General features: G+C 66.1%; 12 protein-coding genes. 6 read left to right on the top strand and 6 right to left on the bottom strand.

Translation table 11 applies throughout. The features are described 5' to 3' along the window. Window positions 1-67 precede the first annotated feature (67 nt). From ACCQ07_RS13795 to ACCQ07_RS13785, 3 genes are all read right to left on the bottom strand, one after another. On the bottom strand, window positions 68-742 hold the full coding sequence (locus ACCQ07_RS13795; RefSeq protein WP_071118012.1) for an energy transducer TonB: 675 nt from the start codon (window positions 740-742) through the stop codon (window positions 68-70). 310 nt (window positions 743-1,052) lie between these two features. Then, window positions 1,053-4,163, bottom strand: coding sequence for a TonB-dependent receptor (locus ACCQ07_RS13790; RefSeq protein ID WP_136732742.1), 3,111 nt, complete (start codon window positions 4,161-4,163; stop codon window positions 1,053-1,055). Window positions 4,164-4,502: 339 nt separating this feature from the next. After that, window positions 4,503-5,237, bottom strand: a complete 735-nt coding sequence (locus tag ACCQ07_RS13785; protein ID WP_008573166.1) for an SIMPL domain-containing protein — start codon at window positions 5,235-5,237, stop codon at window positions 4,503-4,505. A 138-nt stretch (window positions 5,238-5,375) separates the two neighbouring features. Between ACCQ07_RS13785 and ACCQ07_RS13780 the strand changes: the two genes are divergently transcribed. The 3 genes from ACCQ07_RS13780 to ACCQ07_RS13770 all read left to right on the top strand — a co-directional run bounded on the left by ACCQ07_RS13780 (window position 5,376) and on the right by ACCQ07_RS13770 (window position 11,526). Next, window positions 5,376-5,948, top strand: coding sequence for a Maf-like protein (locus tag ACCQ07_RS13780; RefSeq protein WP_011347998.1), 573 nt, complete (start codon window positions 5,376-5,378; stop codon window positions 5,946-5,948). Next, window positions 5,948-7,447 (top strand): ribonuclease G, encoded by a 1,500-nt coding sequence (gene rng / locus ACCQ07_RS13775; RefSeq protein ID WP_011347997.1) that lies wholly within the window; start codon window positions 5,948-5,950, stop codon window positions 7,445-7,447. Before ACCQ07_RS13780 ends, rng begins: the two co-directional genes overlap by 1 nt. Before the next feature lie 140 nt (window positions 7,448-7,587). After that, window positions 7,588-11,526 (top strand): YhdP family protein, encoded by a 3,939-nt coding sequence (locus ACCQ07_RS13770; protein WP_372364147.1) that lies wholly within the window; start codon window positions 7,588-7,590, stop codon window positions 11,524-11,526. Window positions 11,527-11,541: 15 nt separating this feature from the next. On the opposite strand, the gene ACCQ07_RS13765 is transcribed toward ACCQ07_RS13770, so the two are convergent. After that, a complete protein-coding gene (locus ACCQ07_RS13765; RefSeq protein ID WP_014090569.1) occupies window positions 11,542-12,294 on the bottom strand; it encodes a DUF6065 family protein in 753 nt (250 codons plus the stop codon). A gap of 98 nt (window positions 12,295-12,392) precedes the next feature. Here ACCQ07_RS13765 and tldD point away from each other — a divergent pair, with 98 nt between their 5' ends. Then, window positions 12,393-13,838 carry a metalloprotease TldD gene (gene tldD / locus ACCQ07_RS13760; protein ID WP_011347993.1) on the top strand — a complete coding sequence of 482 codons (1,446 nt, stop codon included), beginning with the start codon at window positions 12,393-12,395 and terminating at the stop codon, window positions 13,836-13,838. Between the two features lie 256 nt (window positions 13,839-14,094). Here tldD and yjgA read toward each other — a convergent pair whose 3' ends face one another. Next, window positions 14,095-14,676, bottom strand: a complete 582-nt coding sequence (yjgA, locus tag ACCQ07_RS13755; protein ID WP_008573162.1) for a ribosome biogenesis factor YjgA — start codon at window positions 14,674-14,676, stop codon at window positions 14,095-14,097. A gap of 147 nt (window positions 14,677-14,823) precedes the next feature. On the opposite strand from yjgA, the gene pmbA reads away from it, so the two are divergent. Next, a complete protein-coding gene (gene pmbA / locus ACCQ07_RS13750) occupies window positions 14,824-16,191 on the top strand; it encodes a metalloprotease PmbA (protein WP_218503247.1) in 1,368 nt (455 codons plus the stop codon). A 326-nt stretch (window positions 16,192-16,517) separates the two neighbouring features. Further along, complete coding sequence (locus ACCQ07_RS13745; RefSeq protein ID WP_014090566.1) at window positions 16,518-16,979, top strand: DUF4870 domain-containing protein; 462 nt, start codon at window positions 16,518-16,520, stop codon at window positions 16,977-16,979. A 69-nt stretch (window positions 16,980-17,048) separates the two neighbouring features. Here the strand turns inward: ACCQ07_RS13745 and ACCQ07_RS13740 are convergent, their stop codons facing one another. Next, a complete protein-coding gene (locus ACCQ07_RS13740) occupies window positions 17,049-18,137 on the bottom strand; it encodes a M35 family metalloendopeptidase (protein WP_008573158.1) in 1,089 nt (362 codons plus the stop codon). Between the last annotated feature and the right edge of the window lie 43 nt (window positions 18,138-18,180).

Raw genomic sequence — 18,180 nt, 5'->3', positions numbered from 1 at the left:
GGAACTGGTGCGCAGAGCCACATCGATGCGGCGGCTGCGGTTGCAGGCCGCCGCATCCAGTCGCCACTTAGTTCAGCGAGAAGCTCACCGGCACCAGACCATAGGCCTGCACGGCCTGGCCGTTCTGCATCGCCGGCTGGAAGCGCCAGCTGCGCAGCACCTGGCTACGCGCGGCCAGGTCGAGCACGCGATGGCCGCTGCTGGTCTGCACGCTCACTTCGGCCGGACGCCCATCGGTGCCAACCAGTACGCGCAGCACCACCGTGCCTTGCTGCCCTGCACGCAGTGCAGCCGCCGGATAGCTCGGCGCGGGCGAACTCAGATACTGCAATTGCCCTGCTTCGACCGGGCCGCTGGGTGGGGTGGTTGTCGGAGCGCTGTCTGCAACAGCGTCGGAGACCGTTGCGGCAACGGCAGCCGGTGCGCTGTCGACAACGGAGGGTTCACTGATCACCGGGGTCTGTACCGGCACCGGCAGCGTCTTGGTCGGTGAATGCGTTTTCGGCGTGAACTTTACTTCGACTGGAAACACCAGCGGCGGTGGCGGCGTCGGGATGCTGACCGGCATGAGCCAGCGCTCTTTTGGCGCGGTCTGCTGCGGAATGGCCCGGTGCGAGAGCGGAATCAGCAACAACCCGCCGGCCAGCAGGTGCAATGCCACGGCCGTGCTCATCGCCAGAACGCGGGAGGGGTCGATGCCAAGGGGACGGGAAGAAACCTGCGATTGCGTGCGAACCATCATCCACCTCCAGAACGGAACTGCGGAAAGGACCAGCGCGAGCCGGACGCACATCACCATCCGGTGGCGTAGGTTTACCGCAGTGGTGGCAACCGCACAAGCGCCGCGCAAATGCGCGGGGTTGCATCGAGCCGTCAACGCGGCACGCGTCGTTTTCATGGTGCTTGGGGATGCGTTGCGGCTCACGCATATCGCATGGACCAGCCGCGGCACTCATCCGCGCAAGCAAAACGCCCAGCCGAAGCTGGGCGTGGATCGAAGAAAAGCCCAGCCCTTCGCAGGGCTGGGGAAGCGACGCTGACGGGAGAGTGCGTCAGTAGTCGTACGACACGGACAGCACGGCGTAGCGGGGCTGAGTGAAATAGACCCCCATGCCATAGGTGTTGGACAGGGTGTAGGGGCTGTCTTCCCAGGTGGAGTCCACTTGCAGCGGCTTGCGTTCGTTGAAGATGTTGAAGCCTTGCAGGGTAACGGCCAGTTTTTTGTCGGCAAATGCCGGGCGGTAGGTCAGGCCCAGGTCGACGATCTTGGTCCACGGCAACCGGCCGGCGTCGCCAGGACGCGATGGCTGGCCGTTGCAGATGTGATAAGCCGAGCCGTAACCGACCGGGTCGCCCGCATCGGAAGACTCATCAGTGCCGTTGGTGCTGACATAGCCCAGGCAGGACCGCGGCGTTCCGGACAGGACGCGGATATTGCCCGCGATCAGCCATTCCGATGCGATCTGGTATGAGCCGTAAATCTTGATCTGGTGGCGCCGATCGTTGGCCAGGTAGCCGCCGGAATACCACATCAGCGCAGCGGCATCCCAGTCCTGGGTTTTGGACACGTCGGTCTGCCCGATATCGGATTTCACCTGGCCCTCTGTGTTCCCAAAGTTGCGCGACAGGGTGTAATCGATGCGGCCTTCCCACTTGCCGTCGAACGGATGCTGCAGGAACAGATCCAGTGCCAGGTACTTGCGCTTGGCCTTCTTGTCGAAGCCCCAATCGGCCGACGACATCGAAACCGCGGTGCGGCCGGAACCATCCAGGTTAGCCAGGCTGAAGGAATTGGTTTCGCCCGGGTTGAAGATGACGCAGCCGGGAACATTGACGGTGCTGGGGTCAACGCCGATCGCAGTCAGCTTGGTGCGCATCTTGTCCGAATCGCAGACATCGTCGATGGTGGTGCCCAAGTTGCGGTAGGTGAACTTGGCGCCGGTAACCCAGTCGCTGCCCAGCGTCTTGTCGAAGCCGACCATGAACTCATCCTGGTACATCGACTTGAGATCCCGGGCGGCAACGCTGGCCGAGTCGGTCGGCTGGCCGCATTCCTGATTGGAGGAGACCACGTTGCCGCCGCAGGAGAAACCCACGCTTGGGTCGACTGCGATCGGGGTCAGGCCGGTGGGATTGCCTTGCGCGTCGATGCCCGTGTAATTGAAGTACTCGCGGGTGTAGGTTGATGGTGATGCACCGCGGATGGCGACGCTGTTGGGCAGGGCCAGATAGTAGCGGCCAGCGTTACCGTAGACTTTCAATGACGAATCGCCGAAGACGTCCCAACTCAGGCCCAGGCGCGGCGCCCACTGGTCGCCGCTTTCGACATATGGCGTGCCGGCATCGTTGAAGTTAGTGAACTTGTCGTTGCGTACGCCCAGTGTCAGCAACAGGTTGTTGGTCACCTGCCACTTGTCTTCCAGAAAGTAAGCCTTCTGCCGGACCGACATGCTGGTAGACGTGTTGTAAACGCCTCGATACACGTAGTAACCGTTGCCGCCTGCCGGACCAACGCCTAGCGAACCGCTGATCGGCAAATCCGGACGCGACGAATTACCGTAGGTCCAGGTATAACCCGGTCCGGTCGTGACCACGCCCTCGTTGTCGGCGTTGAAGTACATATTGTCGACGCCCGCGGCCAGCGTATGGGCGCCCAGCACGTATTCCAGATCCAGGCGCAGACCGTGCGTGCGGTTTTCGCCGTCGCGTCCTTGAGACGAAGTCTGATTGTTACGGATCTCGGTACCTCCAGTGACGGCGGGGTCCTGCAGGTTGGCGGAATACAGATACGGATTTGTGCTCGGGTTGTTGCGATAGTCGCTCTGCTGGCTTTTGCCGTAGGTCGCGCTGAAGGTCAGTGCGTCGGTGATGTAGCTGGTGTACTTGCCAATGTAGTAACGGTCGTTGACCTTCACGGTGTCGGCGAATGCATCGCCTGCATCCGAGGTGATGCCGTCGTAGCCATTGAAAGCGCTATAGACACCGCTCTCGCGGTAATTGTTTTTTACGCCAGTGAATTCAAGGACGTTGCTGTCGTTGATATTCCAGTCGATCTTGGCGTAGACCTTCGGCTCATCAATGCGGTAGTTGTTGCGGCCGATGACCGGGCTGTCGCGGCTGGCGGTCGACGCGCCTTCGGTGCGTTCCTGTTCGGCGGCGATGAAAACGAAGAGCCGATCCTCGATCAGCGGGCCGCCCGCGTAGGCGCTGTAGACCGTATTCCATGCCTGGTCGTCCTTGCGGCTGCGGTACAAGGTGCCGGGCAGGCTTTCATCGCTGTACTCATAGCCGGCAGGCGGTGCGGTATTCGGATAAAAGACATTCTTGTAGTCGCTGGACAGGCTCTTCGGCCGCCACAGCATCTGGCCGCCAAAATGCCACTCGTTGGTGCCGCGCTTGCCGACCTGGCTGAGCACGCCGCCTGCCGAACGGCCGTAGCGGGCGCTGTAGCCGCCGGTATAGGTTTCCTGCTGGTCGATGGCGCCGTAGGGCAGGGTGACGCCGCCGATGTTGGTCAGCGGATTGGAGCTGAGATAGCCGTTGAGGTAGTAGGCGTTCTCGGTCACGCCGGCGCCGCCGAAGGAAATGGCGTTGCCGAAATAACCGCTGCCCTGTACCGCGCCCGGCGACAACAGCGCAATCGCTTCGCCCGAGCGTGCCAGTGGCAAGCGTTGCAGTTGCTCGGCCGTGATGACGGTGCGTGAAGCAGTGGCGGAGACGTCCACCGGCGAGATGTTTTTGCCGGTCACCGTGATGGTGCCCAGGGTGGCCGTGTCGTCGGACGCATTGCCGCTGCCAAAGGACACATCGGTGCCGGCGCCAACGCGCAGTGCGATGTTCTTGCGGGTCTCGGCGGCCTGGCCTTCGCGTTGCAGGGTGACGGTGTAGGTGCCCACCGGGAGGTTGCCAATGGCATAACGGCCATTGGCATCGACCGTTGCCGTGCGCGTCAAACCGGTGTCGCTCTGCGCGGTGACCGTTGCACCTGCACTGGCCGGCGCGCTTCCGTAGATGCCGGCAGTGGTGCTTTGCGCGGCTGCAGTGCCGGTCGCGAGCATGCCGACGGCGCCGCTCAGGGCAAGCGCAAGCATGCTGATGCGGCCATAGCGCGCAGGCGACGTGGAACGAAACGGGCGGCGTTGCCGCGCGGCGTGGCTGGTCATCTCTATCGCTCTCCAGATGGGCGCCGTCACGAAGATGACGGTGCGCTGACAATCGATGCTAGAGAGCGGTCGCGCTTGCTTAAAGAATGATTTCGCTAAATTTCATGTTTTTTTAAGCACAAACAGCCGAAAACGCGCATTCAGGATAAGTCGTTGTGACTGTGGGCACTTGCACCTAAGTAGTGCCTTTGCTTTAGAGAGGTAGCTAGTCGCTAGTGACTGGTCACCATCAGCGACTGCCAACGGTCGGAGGTGCGGTGCGCTTTACCGAGCGTACAAACGACACTGCCCTCCGAGGAGGGCAGTGCAAACGCAGTGGCTTGACGGTGGTCTGCCCTGTCAACGCCCCAGCTCGAACGTCACATCCAGGTTGATCGACAAGGTGCTCTCGCCGGGGGCGACCGGGGTGTCCATCTCGGCCTTTGCCGAGCGCATCGAGGCGGCCATCATCATCGGGCGGACTGCGCCGCCGCTGCGGCCTTCGGAAATGCTGACGATGCGGCGCACCTTCAGCCCCAGCGACTTGGCGTAAGTTTCGGCGCGCGCCTGGGCCTTCTTCAGTGCGGCAACGCGGGCTTCGTCGTAGACCGGCTCGGGCTGGTCGATCGAAAAGCTGGGGCCGTTGATGTCGTTGGCGCCTTGCGCGACCAGGGCGTCGAGCACCTTGCCCAGGCGGGTGATGTCGCGCACCTTGAGGCTGACCGTGTTGCTGGCCTGGTAGCCGTTGATCTTGGGCGCTTCGTTTTCCTTGTAGGTGTACTGCGGGCTCAGATTGATGCCGCTGGTCTGTACGTCTTTGTCGGCGATGCCGGCAGCTTTGACCGCGGCCATGACCTTGCTCATCTGTTCGGCGTTCTGGCGCATGGCGGCGTTGCCGTCGGCGGCCTGGGTGACCACCCCGGCAGACAGCGTGGCGATGTCCGGCACACGCTTGGCTTCGGCCTCGGCCGAGACGTTGAGCAGGGTGCCGTCGCTGGGAATGGTGTAGCTGGACGCAGGTTGGGCGTGGGCAGTCATGGCGGTTCCGGCAGCGATGGACAGGGCCAGCAACAACGGCTTGAGATGGGTACGCATGAGATCTCCTTGTCTGTGTGGCGAGCGTGTTGGCAGCTCGATGAATATGTTGTGAGTCGAGCACGACAGCGCCGTCGGCAACGGTGTGTGCGTTCACCAGGCAAGCGGGCGAGTGCGGGCAACAGGTATGCTGGACGGATGCTCTATCTCGCTTCCCGTTCGCCGCGCCGACAAGAACTCCTGCAACGCCTGGATGTGCCGTTCCAGACGCTGCAACTGGATGTGCCCGAGCTGCGCGCAGCCGACGAATCGCCCGACCAGTACGTGCAGCGCGTTGCGTTGGAGAAGGCGCATGCCGGGCTGGCGCTGGTACAGGCCGCCGACCCCGACGCCATCGTGCTGGGCTCCGATACCGAGGTGGTGCTGGGCGAGCGGGTGTTCGGCAAACCGGTCGATGTGGACGATGCCGTTGCCATGCTGCGCGCGTTGTCCGGTCGCACCCACCAGGTGCTCACGGCGGTGGTTCTAGTCTGCGCACAGCGCGCGCCGGCCCAGGCATTGGTGGTGTCGGAGGTTACCTTCGACACGCTCGATGATGCGCAGATCGCCGCCTACGCCGCCTGCGGCGAGCCGATGGGCAAGGCTGGCGCCTACGCGATCCAGGGCCGCGCCGAACGCTTCATCCGCCATCTGTCCGGAAGCTATTCCGGCGTGATGGGATTGCCGCTGTACCACACCTCGCAGTTGCTCACAGCCTTCGGAGCGCATTGATGTCGGAAGAGATTTTGGTCAACGTCACCCCGCGCGAGACCCGTGTGGCGGTGATCGAGAACGGCATGCTGCAGGAACTGCACATCGAGCGCGGCTGGCGCCGGGGCGTGGTGGGCAATATCTACAAGGGCAAGGTGCAGCGGGTGATGCCGGGCATGCAGGCTGCCTTCGTCGAAGTGGGGCTGGAGCGTGCCGCGTTCCTGCACGCCAACGACGTGGTCCGTCTGGCACCGGCACCAGCCAGCGTGGTCGATACCGAAGAAACCCCGATCCCGCCGCCGCCGCCGGCCTCGGTGCCGATCGTGGAGCTGCTGCGCGACGGCCAGGAGATCGTGGTGCAGGTGGTCAAGGATCCGATCGGCACCAAGGGTGCGCGGTTGACCACGCAGATCAGCATCCCTTCGCGCTATCTGGTGCTGCTGCCGCAGTCCAAGGTGGTTGGGGTGTCGGCGCGCATCGAAGACGAAGCCGAGCGGCTGCGCCTGAAGACCATCGTCAGCGAGGTCTCGGCCCAGCATGGCGGCTTCGGCTACATCATCCGCACCAATGCCGAAGGCCAGCCGGCCGAGGCGCTGGCCGAGGACATCGCCTACCTGTCGCGGGTCTGGAACGTGGTCGAGCGCCGCGGCCGCGAAGCGCCGCCGTGCAGCATCATCTACGAAGACCTGAGCCTGCCGCTGCGCGCGGTGCGCGACCTGATCCGCCGCGACGTGGAAAAGGTCAAGGTCGACTCCAACGAGACCTTCGTGCAATTGCAGGCGTTCGTGGCCAAGTACATGCCGGTGCTGGCCGAGCGGCTGGAGCTGTACACCGGCGACCGCCCGATCTTCGACCTGTACGGGGTTGAAGACGAGATCGGGCGCGCGCTGAACAAGCAGGTGCCGCTCAAATCCGGCGGCTATCTGGTGATCGACCAGACCGAGGCGATGACCACCATCGACGTCAATACCGGCTCGTTCGTCGGTCAGCGCAACCTCGAAGAAACCGTCTTCCGCACCAACCTGGAAGCCGCGCAGGCGGTGGCGCGGCAACTGCGCCTGCGCAACCTGGGCGGCATCATCATCATCGACTTCATCGACATGGACGATGCGGAGCACCGCCGGCAGGTGCTGCGCACCCTGGAAAAAGCGCTGGCGCGCGATCATGCCAAGACCACGGTGTATGAGTTCTCGCCGTTGGGCCTGGTGGAGATGACCCGCAAGCGCACCGTCGAAAGCCTGGAGCGCCAGCTCTCGGAAACCTGCGGCCAGTGCGGCGGGCGCGGCACCATCAAGACCGCCGAAACGGTGACCTACGAAATTTTCCGCGAGATCACCCGCGCCGTGCGCCAGTTCGATGCCGCGCGCCTGTTGGTGATCGCCTCGTCGAAAGTGGTCGCCCGCATCACCGAGGAAGAGTCCGCCGCCGTGGCCGAACTGGAAGAGTTCCTCGGCAAGAGCATCCGCTTTCAGTCCGACGACCAGTACCTGCAGGAGCAGTTCGATGTGGTGCTGCTGTGAGTTCGGGATTGGGGATCCGGGATTCGGGATTTGTAAAAGCCGGCCCCGTCATGATGTGCGGCCAGCAGGAGCGTTGACGTTACCGTGCTTGGACACGCTGTAACCAATCCCGAATGCCCAATGCCCAATCCCCGCTCCTGATGCCCACCCCGCTGCGCCGCCGTCTTCGTCTGTTTCGCCGCTATGCGATCACTGCCTGCGCGCTTGCGCTGGTGGCGGTCGCGTTGTTGGTGGGCGCGGCCAGCCAGGCGCTGCCGTTGGCCGAGGAACATCCGCAGCAGATTGCGCAGTGGCTGAGCCAGCGTGCCGGTCAGCCGATTGCGTTCGACCGGCTGCAGACCGAATGGACCCGGCGCGGTCCGCTGCTGCGGCTGGATGGGCTGCGTATCGGTCCGCACGGCGAGGTGCGCGTCGGCCAGGCCGAGGTGCTGTTGGCGATGTACGCCGGGTTGCTGCCGGGCCATTCGCTGACCGAAATACGGCTGCGCGGCCTGGCGCTGACCTTGCAGCGCAGCGACGACGGTGTGTGGTCGGTCCAGGGCATGCCCAGCGGCGGAAACTCCGATCCGTTGGATGCGCTGCGCCGGCTGGGCGAGATCCAGCTGGCCGAAGCCCGACTGCACGTGGCCGCGCCTTCGATCGGCCTGGACACCACGCTGCCGCGCATCGACCTGCGCCTGCGCGTCAGCGGCTCGACGGTGAAGGTGGGCAGCCGTAGCTGGATCGATCTCACGCGCGCGCCGCTGACGGCGGTGCTGGAATTCGATCGCGACAGCGGCGACGGCAGCGCTTATGTGCAAGCCGATCCGGCCGACCTGTCCGCATGGGCGTCGTTGCTGCAGTTCGGCGGAATGCGCGTGGAGGGCGGTGGTGGGCGCTTGCAGGCCTGGGCGCAATTGCGCGCACGCCGGATCGCTGCAGTGAGCGTGGATGTCGACCTGCAGCAGCTCCGCCTGTCCGGGGCCGCGCTGCCGGACGAGACCGCGCGGCGCACGCTCACCTGGGAACGGCTGCAGGCGCTTGCGCGCTGGCAGACCATCGATGGCGGATGGCGCGTGGACGCGCCGCTGCTGCGCCTGGGCCCGGCAGCGCAACTGCAGCACCTGGACGGGCTGAGCATTGCCGGCGGGCGCCGCTATGCGGTGGTGGGCAAGCATGTGGATGTCTCGGGCCTGATTGCAGCTGCCGCCTTGAGCGAGCAGTTGTCGCCCGCCTTGCGGCGTTGGCTGAGCCTGTCCAAACCGCAGCTGCGCGTGGCCGACCTGCAGGTCGCCGGCGAGCCAGGCGGTGCGCTGCGCGCGCGGGGCCAGATCGAAGCGTTGGCGTTTCTGCCGGTGGGCAATGCGCCTGGCATCAGTGGCCTGCGAGGCACCCTCGATGGGGATGCGCAGGGCGTCGAGCTGGATCCCGCGCCCGACGCCACGCTGCGTTTCGACTGGCCGACCGGCTTCGGCGTGGTGCACGAGATCCAGCTGGCCGGCAAGATCGTCGGTTGGCGCGAAGGCGCGGGCTGGCAGGTCGCCACGCCGGCGTTGCGCGTGCAGGGCAAGGATTACGGCGCCAACGTGCGTGGCGGGCTGTGGTTCCAGGGCGATGGCAGCCGCCCGCGCATGCAGCTGGCGGCCCAACTGGACGATGTGGCGCTGCCGGTGGCGCGCAAGTTCTGGATCCGCTCCAAGATGAGCGAGGCCGCCATCGACTGGCTCGACATGGCCGTGGCCGGCGGCACCGTCACCGGCGGCACTGGCCTGGTCAGCGGCGATCTGGACGATTGGCCGTTCGACAACAACGACGGGCGCTTCGAAGCGTTCGGGCAGATCCGCGATGGCGTGATCCGCTTCCAGCCGGACTGGCCGGCGATGGAGCAGGTCCAGGCCAACCTGAGCTTCATCGGCAACGGCTTCTCGCTGCAAGGGCAGGGTGATCTGGCCGGTACCCCGGTCGCGCAGCTGGAAGCGGGTATTCCCAGCTTTGCCACCTCCGAACTGTACGTGCGCGCATCCACGCAGGCCGATGCGGCGCAACTGCTCGGCATGTTGCGCAAGAGTCCGCTGGAGCGGCGCTATGGCGACACCTTGCGCAATCTCACCGTGTCCGGGCCGGCCGCCGTGACCTTCGACCTGCTGCGCCCCTTGCGGACGCACGGTGCCGGTGGCCATCTGCAGGGCACGGTGGCCCTGCAGGGCGCCAAGCTGGCCGACGCGCGTTGGGACCTGGCCTTCGACCAGGTCAGCGGGCAGGCCGAGTATCGCGACACCGGCTTTGCCGCCGAGCGGCTGAGCGTGCAGCACGAAGGCCGCAGCGGCGAATTGTCGTTGCGCGCCGGCGGGTTGGTGCAGGACCCCAGGCAAGCTTTCGAAGCACGTCTGGGCGCCATCCTAGATGCCAGGGAACTGTTCGACCGTGCACCCCAGATGGAATGGCTGCGCCCGTACGTGCATGGCAGTGCGCCATGGCAGGTGGGCGTGGATGTGCCACTGCCGCCGCCGGGGCAGACCGATGCGAACGCGGTGCTGACGCTGCGCTCCAATCTGGTCGGCACCACGCTGGATCTGCCCGCGCCGTTGGACAAGGCAGCCAGCGAGCCATTGGACACCCGGGTCAGGGTCGCGCTGCCGCTCGGCGATGGCGACATCGATGTGGGGTTCGGCAAGCTGGTGGCGCTCAAGGCCAGCAGCCATGGCGCGCAGACCGGCGTGCGTGTGGTGATGGGCACCGATACCGTCACCGAACGGCCACCCGCCAACGGGCTGGTGGTCACCGGCCGCGCCGCCTCGCTGGATGCGATCGACTGGATCAGCCTGGCGCGCGGCAGCAGCGGCAGCAGCGGCAGCAGCGGCGACGCCGACATGCCACCGTTGCCCGGCCAGCCGGCCGTGCCCACCAAAGACCCGATGCCGTTGCAGCAGGTGGATGTGCAGGCAGACCGGTTGCTGATGATCGGTGGGGTGTTCCCGCAGACGCGTCTGCGGCTGCGCCCCACCCGCGACACGGTGGCGGTGACGCTGGACGGCCCCTCGCTGGCCGGCCAGCTCACCGTTCCCAATGCCGACGGCGCAACGGTGCAGGGCACGTTGAAGACCGTGCACTGGCAGCCGGTGGAGGCGCCTGCCGAGCCGGCCGCGCCAGAGCCCGGCGACCCATTGGCAGGCGCGTTGCCGGAGCCCGCGCGTCGTGCCGTGGCCGAATTCGACCCGGTGTCGATCCCGCCGCTGGCGCTGGATATCGACGATCTGCAGATCGGCAAGATGACCTTCGGCGCAGCCACCCTGCGCAGCAGCCGGCTCACCGATGGCATGCAGGTGGATCAGCTGCAACTGCGCTCGGACGATCAGAACATCGGCCTCACCGGGGCCTGGCGCGGCAAGGGCGAGGCGGCCAGCACGCGGTTGTCGGCGCGCGTGGACAGCCGCAACCTGGGCAATCTGCTGCAGAACCTCACCCTGGGCGGCCAATTGCGCGGCGGCGAAGGGCAACTGGAGCTCAATGCCGGCTGGCAGGGCTCACCAACCGGTTTCGCGCTCGGCTCGCTGGACGGCAACCTCAAGGTCGATGTGCGCAATGGCCAATTGCTGGAAGTGGACCCGGGCGCCGGCCGCGTGCTCGGCCTGCTGAGCGTGGCGCAGCTGCCACGCCGGTTGATGTTCGACTTCCGCGATTTCTTCTCCAAGGGGCTGGCCTTCAACAAGCTGGCCGGCGAGGTGCGCTTCGGCGAGGGCTTCGCGCGGACCGATGCCATCCGCATCGAAGGCCCGGCTGCCGACATCGCGATCCGAGGCCAGACCGACCTGCGCGCGCAGACCTTCGACCAGACCGTGGACGTGAACCCCAAGGCCGGCAACCTGCTAACCGTGGTCGGCGCAGTGGCCGGCGGCCCGGTGGGTGCCGCCGTCGGCGCAGCGGCCAACGCGGTGCTCGGCAAACCGCTGGGTGCGATCGGTGCCAAGACCTATCACGTCACCGGGCCATGGAAAGACCCGCAGGTGGACGTGGTGGAGCGCGAGGCGCGCGAGCGGGCGCCGAGCAAACCGGCCGCCCCCTCCGGCAGGTCCGGCAAGCCAGATCCGACGCAGCGCTGACGGACTCCGTCGGCCTCACTCCGCGGGCGCGTCCTCGCTGCCGGCACGGGTAAACATCGGCAGGCGCAGCCGCGACCGGTGCCCCGGCACCGGCGGCTGCCCGGGTGCGGCCACACCAAGAAAATAGCCACGCTGCCATTTTTCGCGTGCCGCCGCCGATTGCGCATCGGGCAGTTCGTCCAGGAAGCGCGTGCGGCTGGATGTCCAGTCGGCGTGTTGCTGCGCCAGCTGCGGCGCTTCGGAAAGCGGCTTCCACTGCGGCTGCACCTGCTCGATCAACTGCCGCTGCAGCGGGAACAGATGACAGAACGGTTCGCCCGCCTCGAAGCGCACCCGCCCGGGCCGGGTGAAGCGCCAGTTCATGGTGAAGGTGTGCGGGCTCCAGTCGGTTTCCACCATGCCGCTCAGCGCGCCGATGCCGTCCTTGGGCCGGTTCAGCGGCCCGGTGACGAAGAGATCGATGCCGGTGTCGGTGCGGAACAGGCACGGTACGTGGAAGGTCAGCACGCCATAGCCGAAGTGGCTGATCGCCGGTGCCTGCGTGTTGGCATCGGCGCTGATGCTGATCGCCGCCAGTGCGTCGCTGCCGTCCCAACTGGCCTCGAAACCGGACTGGCACAGCAGCTCCCAGCCATGCGCATTGGCGATCGCCAGCGGCAGGCAGCGGTAGGCGTAGCGCTGGTCGGTGGCATCCATCCACGCGCGCTCGTGCGGGGCAGGGCGGATGTCCAGCGTATGGCCATCCAGGACGTAGGCGATGAGCTTCATGCGCGGGCGATCGGTGAAGAACTGGCCAGCGATGATAGCCGCGCGCATGTTCAGCCGAACGACTTGTCTCCCCGGCGCGCGGGCCCCATCCTGACCACATGACCGATAACGCTCTCACTCTGGCCGAAACCCGGCTGCTGCTTCCTTCCGGCCTGGACGCCGGCCATCTCGACCGCACCTTCGGCGCCCTGCTGGGCCCGGGCATCGACTTCGGCGATCTGTATTTCCAGCATTCGCGGCGCGAGAGCTGGAGCGTAGAAGACGGCATCGTCAAGGACGGCGCGCATTCCATCGAACAAGGCGTGGGCGTGCGCGCAATCGCCGGCGAAAAAACCGGCTTCGCCTATTCCGACGACATCCACCGCGATGCGCTGCTGGAAGCTGCACAGTCCGCGCGCGCGATCTCGCGCGAGGGCGGGGCGCAATCCACCCGCGCGCTGGTACGCGGCAATGGCCGTGCGCTGTACCCGGCCACCGATCCCATCGACGACATGGACAGCGCCACCAAGGTGGACCTGCTGCGCCGGATCGACCAGTTCCTGCGCGCTGCCGACCCGCGCGTCAAGCAGGTGATGGTGAGCCTGTCCGGCGGCGTGGACACGGTGCTGATCGCCCGCAGCGACGGCGTGCTGGCAGCAGACGTGCGGCCGCTGGTGCGCTTGAACGTGCAGGTGATCGTCGAACAGGGCGGCCGGCGCGAATCCGGTTATTCCGGCGGCGGCGGCCGCTATGGCTATGCCGAACTGTTCGCCGACGGCCGCCCGGAAGGGTTTGCGCGCGAAGCGCTGCGCCAGGCGCTGGTGAATCTGGACGCGATCCCGGCGCCGGCCGGGGTGATGCCGGTGGTGCTCGGCCCGGGCTGGCCCGGCGTGCTGTTGCACGAGGCGGTGGGGCACGGCCTGGAAGGCGACTTCAACCGCAAGGGCACCAGCGTCTACGCCGGCCGCATCGGCGAGCGCGTGGCCTCGCCGGGCGTGACCATCGTCGATGACGGCACCCTGGACGGGCGCCGCGGCTCGCTCAATATCGACGACGAAGGCACGCCCAGCCAGTGCACCACGCTGATCGAAGACGGCGTGCTGGTGGGTTACATGCAGGACAGCCACAACGCGCGCCTGATGGGCGTGGCGCCCACCGGCAACGGCCGCCGCGAATCGTTCGCGCACCTGACCATGCCGCGCATGACCAACACCTACATGCGCGCCGGCCAGCACGACCCGGAAGAGATGATCCGCTCGGTCAAGAAGGGCATCTACGCGGTGAACTTCGGTGGCGGCCAGGTCGACATCACCAGCGGCAAATACGTATTTTCGGCCACCGAGGCCTACCTGATCGAAGACGGCAAGGTCACCGCACCGGTCAAGGGCGCCACCCTGATCGGCAACGGCCCGGAAACCATGCAGAAGGTGCGCATGATCGGCAACGACCTGGCGCTGGACGAAGGCGTGGGCGTGTGCGGCAAGGACGGGCAGAGCGTGCCGGTCGGCGTCGGCCAGCCGTCGCTGCTGATCGACGGCATCACGGTTGGCGGAACGCAGGCCTGAGATGCGGGGAATCGGGAATCGGGATTTGGGAATCGTAGCGGCAGGAGCGCAAAGCAGTGCGTCAGGCCTTTGCGATGCACTGGTCCCGATGCGCTTGCGGCATCGGGATTTGGAGGTCGTCGCAGCGGCAGTCCGTTGCCGTGTGTCTGGCGCTTACGGCGCGTCGACCTCGATGCGTCGCAGCAGGAATTGGCGGTGGAAGTCGGGCCGGTCTGCGATCACTGCCGGGCGACTGCGCCGCCGCTTCCGTGAATCCTTACTCGTCGCCTTCCGCCGCCGACTCGTCGTCTTCCAATCCCGAATCCCCACGCTCCAATCCCTGCTCTTGAGACAGCTCCCGCAGCACCTGGAACAGCTCGCGGTAGGCGCGCGGGGGCTTGTTCTTGGCACGTTCGTGGATCGCGTTGCGCACCAGTTGACGCAGTTGCTGGCGATCGGCGGCCGGGTAGGCTTCCAGCAGTTCGGCCAGCGCCACGTCGCCTTCGGCCAGCAGGCGTTCGCGCCAGCGTTCGACCCGGTGGATCGCCGCCACTTCGCGGCGCGCGGTATCGCTGTTGGCGTCCAGCGCATCGCGGATCGCGGCCAGGGTCTGCTCGTCCTCGCGGCGCATGTGCTTGGCCAGAAACGCCAGCTGCCGCTTGTGCGCGATATGCGAGGTGATGCGCTTGCTCTCTTCGATATGCGGGATCAGCGATTCGGGCACCGGCAACTTGGCCAGCTGCGCCGGGGTCAGCGCCACCAGCTTTTCGCCCAGGTCGAAAATCTCCAGCGCCTCGCGCCGCTGCTGGCTGCGGCTGGCGCCACGAAATTCACCGGTCTCTTCATCGCGTCCGCGCATTGCCACCACATCCCGAAACTTGGTTGATAAACATCTGCGGCCTCGAACGGCCGGGCGTCGGCGGAACAACTCCGCACCGAATTCAAACATTCCGGTCATGGATGGCCGGGCTTTCGCGGACGGATCCGCGTTTCCAAGGATAAAGCATTGAACGCACTCTCCTCCGAAATCCGCGTCACCGACGACAGCCTGCAGCGCCTGGATGCGCTCACCGACATCTCCCAGCGCCTGCTCGAGCGCGCGCGCGCCGCCGGCGCCACGCAGGCCGAAGTCAGCTGCAGCGAAGAGCGCGGCTTGGACGTCAATGTGCGGCTGGGCGCTGTAGAGACGGTCGAATCCACGCGCGATCGTGGCATTGCGGTCACGGTCTACTTCGGCAAGCGCAAGGGCAGTGCCAGCACTGCCGACCTGCAGGATTCAAGCCTGGAATCCACCGTGGCGCAGGCCTGCGCGATCGCCCGCTTCACCGAAGACGACGTGGCCGCCGGCCTGGCCGACCCGGAGTTGATGGCGCGCGAGTTCCCCGAGCTGGACAGCTGGCATCCGTGGGCGCTGGACGCCGATACCGCCGTGGATCTGGCGCTGGCCTGCGAAACCGCCGGCCGCGACGCCGACGCGCGCATCAGCAACTCCGACGGCGCCTCGGCCAGCACCGGGCTGAGCCTGTCGGTGTACGCCAATTCGCATGGCTTCATCGGCCGCGAGCGCGGTACCCATCATTCGATCAGCTGCGCGCTGATCGCCGGGCAGGGCGACGGCATGCAGCGCGACGGCTGGTACAGCAGTGCACTGGCACGCGAAGACCTGGAAGCGCCCGACGCCATCGGCCGCCATGCCGCCGCGCGTACCGTGGCGCGCTTGCAGCCGCGTTCGCTGCCCACCGGTCAGTTGCCGGTGCTGTTCGCTCCGGAAGTGGCGCGCTCGCTGGTCGGCCACCTGCTCGGCGCGGTGTCCGGCGGCGCGCTGTATCGCCGTGCCAGCTTCCTGCTCGACAGCGTCGGCAGCACGTTGTTCCCGGACTGGTTCAACATCGAAGAGCTGCCGCACCTGCGCCGCGGTTTGCGCTCGGCCGCCTTCGACGGCGAAGGCGTGGCGACGCGGCGTTCGGCGCTGATCAGCGACGGTGTGCTGCAGCGCTATGTGCTGGGCAGCTATTCGGCGCGCAAGCTGGGCCTGCAGACCACCGCCAATGCCGGTGGCGTCCACAACCTGCAGGTCACCGCCAATGCGGGCGATCTGGCGTCGATGATTGCCGGCATGTCGCGCGGCCTGCTGGTCACCGAACTGATGGGCAACGGCGTCAATCCCGTCACCGGCGACTATTCGCGCGGGGCCGGCGGCTTCTGGATCGAGAACGGCGTGATTGCCTACCCGGTCGATGGCCTGACCATCGCCGGCAATCTGCGCGACATGTTCGCCGGCATCGAAGCGGTGGGCAGCGATGTCGACCCGCGCTCGCACGTCAAGATCGGCTCTGTGCTGATCAACCGCATGACGGTGGCAGGCGACAGCTGAGCGGCACCGCTGTGCCGGCTTCGCCGGTTTCCGGGCGGCTTGTCGTGTAGGCGCACGCCCCACGAGCCGCCGCTCGCACCTGACGATGCATCTGCGTAACGCCGAAGCGGGCAGGTCACGGTCACCGCCGCTGTCTCGGATGCGATATGCGCAATGGGGTATGGATCTTGCGGCGGCGCGCGCGACGTGCGAGCGCTACCTACGCACCTTGCGACGCGCGTGAATAAGCCCTCTGCGTCTTGTGGGCGGCACCAGCTCGCACTAAGGCAGGGTGGTCTTTTTCGCCATGGCGCGGCCGATTGCAGCCATGGCCGGGCCCCGCACCCATGTCTTTCCGCACTGGTGGCTGGCTGAATCGTTGCTATAGTCCGCCGCACCACAACCATGCACGGGGAGACATGATGAGCGAATTCGAATCGCACGCCGCACCGCCACCGCCACCGGTCGGCACCAGTCCGTCGGAGGAGCGTACGCTCGCGCTGGCCGCGCATCTGCTCGGCATCGTGACCTCGTTCGTCGGTGCGTTGGTGATCTGGTTGATCAGCAAGGACGCCAGCCCGTCCAAGCCGTTCGCGACCGATCAAGCCAAGGAAGCGCTGAATTTCCAGATCACCGTGCTCATTGCCACCGTGGCAGCGATCATCCTGACCATTGTCTCGTTCGGCATCCTGTTCTTCTTGCCGACGCTGGTGTGGATTGCCAACCTGGTGCTGTGCATCCTGGCCGCAGTCAAGGCCAACAACGGCGAGCATTACCGTTACCCGTTCGCGCTGCGCCTGATCAAGTAATCGGCGCGGTGGAAACAACAAAGGCCCGGCAGCGATGCCGGGCCTTTGTCGTATCAGGCGATGGAGCGATCAGTTCTGCGCCGGGGTGTTTTCGGCGAAGTACTCATGGCTATCGGCGTTGGTGATGGCCTGCGCCGGGTTGCTGATCGCCAGGCTGCGCGCGCCGGACTGGCCATAGACGCGGTCCTGGGTGCCGGCGACGACCGTGAAGTGACTCATCTCGTGTACCAGCGTGCCGGCCTTGGAGTCGGTGCCGGTGGTCGATGCACTCCAGAACGCATTGCAGACATAGATTTCGTAAGGCGCGTTGGCATAGACGTACGCGAAGGCACTGTCGGTGCAACCGCAATTGATGGTGATCTGGCCGTTGTTCTGGTCCAGCGCATTGTCGATGTTGACGAAGTTGGAGCTGACCCGGCTGTAGCGCGAGGCGTTATAGGCACCAAACCAGGTGGTGTAGCGCGCGCCGGTGCTGCCGGCATTGAGGTAGTTGCGCGCGTTCTGCGAGTAGTTGCGCGCGGCAGTGACGGCACTGGCGATCTGGCTGGTGCGGGTGGTGCTGCAGTTGAGGTAATTGATGCCGTTGACCACGGCGGTCGGGCCGACTGCGAGCTGGCGCTGTACGCCACGGTTGACGCCGTCCAGCCACACGGTGAGCGGGGTGCTGGTGGCGACGGCCGGCTCGCCGCTGGCGGCTTTCATCAGGCTGCCGTCGGAAAAGGAAGCGTACTGCAGCGCCGAGCGCACCTGGATGGTGTAGTTGCCGCTGGTGGACAGATCGTAGGCGCCGGCCAGATCGACCTCGCCCTTCACGCTCTGGCCTGGCTGCAGGATGGTGAAGTCGGCGGCCTTGGGCAGGCCGCGCTTGACCAGGCGCCCGGTGTAGTCCACCGGCTTGCCGTCGCGGCTCACTTCCAGAATGCCGTTATCCAGCGATTTCAGCGGCAGCTGGTACGTCGGCACGCGTGCGGTCTGGCTGCCGTTATTGGTGACGGTGACGGCGATCTTGCCCTGATGACGCCCAGCCTGGTCGGCCACTGGCGACAGTTCGATGGTCAACGGAAGCGGGCCGCGCACGGACTGCGCCTGGGCCGATCCGAGGACGCCAACAACGGCCAGCGTGCCTGCTGCAAACGATGCGAGAAAAACGTTCTTCACCAGTGACTCTCCGTGTGATCGGGGGATGTCCGCGGATGCGGGC

Origin of the sequence: Xanthomonas sp. NCPPB 3583, from assembly GCF_041475715.2 — a bacterium.
In the GTDB taxonomy this organism is placed as follows: Bacteria; Pseudomonadota; Gammaproteobacteria; order Xanthomonadales; family Xanthomonadaceae; genus Xanthomonas; species Xanthomonas euvesicatoria.
This window is presented reverse-complemented; position numbering and strand designations above follow the sequence as displayed.

Excerpts from the sequence above, each read along its gene's own strand:
- yjgA (WP_008573162.1), bottom strand. The coding sequence starts at position 14,676 with ATGCGCGGACGCGATGAAGAGACCGGTGAATTTCGTGGCGCCAGCCGC.
- tldD (WP_011347993.1), top strand. The coding sequence starts at position 12,393 with ATGACCGATAACGCTCTCACTCTGGCCGAAACCCGGCTGCTGCTTCCT.
- ACCQ07_RS13780 (WP_011347998.1), top strand. The coding sequence starts at position 5,376 with ATGCTCTATCTCGCTTCCCGTTCGCCGCGCCGACAAGAACTCCTGCAA.
- ACCQ07_RS13745 (WP_014090566.1), top strand. The coding sequence starts at position 16,518 with ATGTCTTTCCGCACTGGTGGCTGGCTGAATCGTTGCTATAGTCCGCCG.
- ACCQ07_RS13790 (WP_136732742.1), bottom strand. The coding sequence starts at position 4,163 with ATGACCAGCCACGCCGCGCGGCAACGCCGCCCGTTTCGTTCCACGTCG.
- ACCQ07_RS13795 (WP_071118012.1), bottom strand. The coding sequence starts at position 742 with ATGATGGTTCGCACGCAATCGCAGGTTTCTTCCCGTCCCCTTGGCATC.
- ACCQ07_RS13765 (WP_014090569.1), bottom strand. The coding sequence starts at position 12,294 with ATGAAGCTCATCGCCTACGTCCTGGATGGCCATACGCTGGACATCCGC.
- ACCQ07_RS13770 (WP_372364147.1), top strand. The coding sequence starts at position 7,588 with ATGCCCACCCCGCTGCGCCGCCGTCTTCGTCTGTTTCGCCGCTATGCG.
- rng (WP_011347997.1), top strand. The coding sequence starts at position 5,948 with ATGTCGGAAGAGATTTTGGTCAACGTCACCCCGCGCGAGACCCGTGTG.
- ACCQ07_RS13785 (WP_008573166.1), bottom strand. The coding sequence starts at position 5,237 with ATGCGTACCCATCTCAAGCCGTTGTTGCTGGCCCTGTCCATCGCTGCC.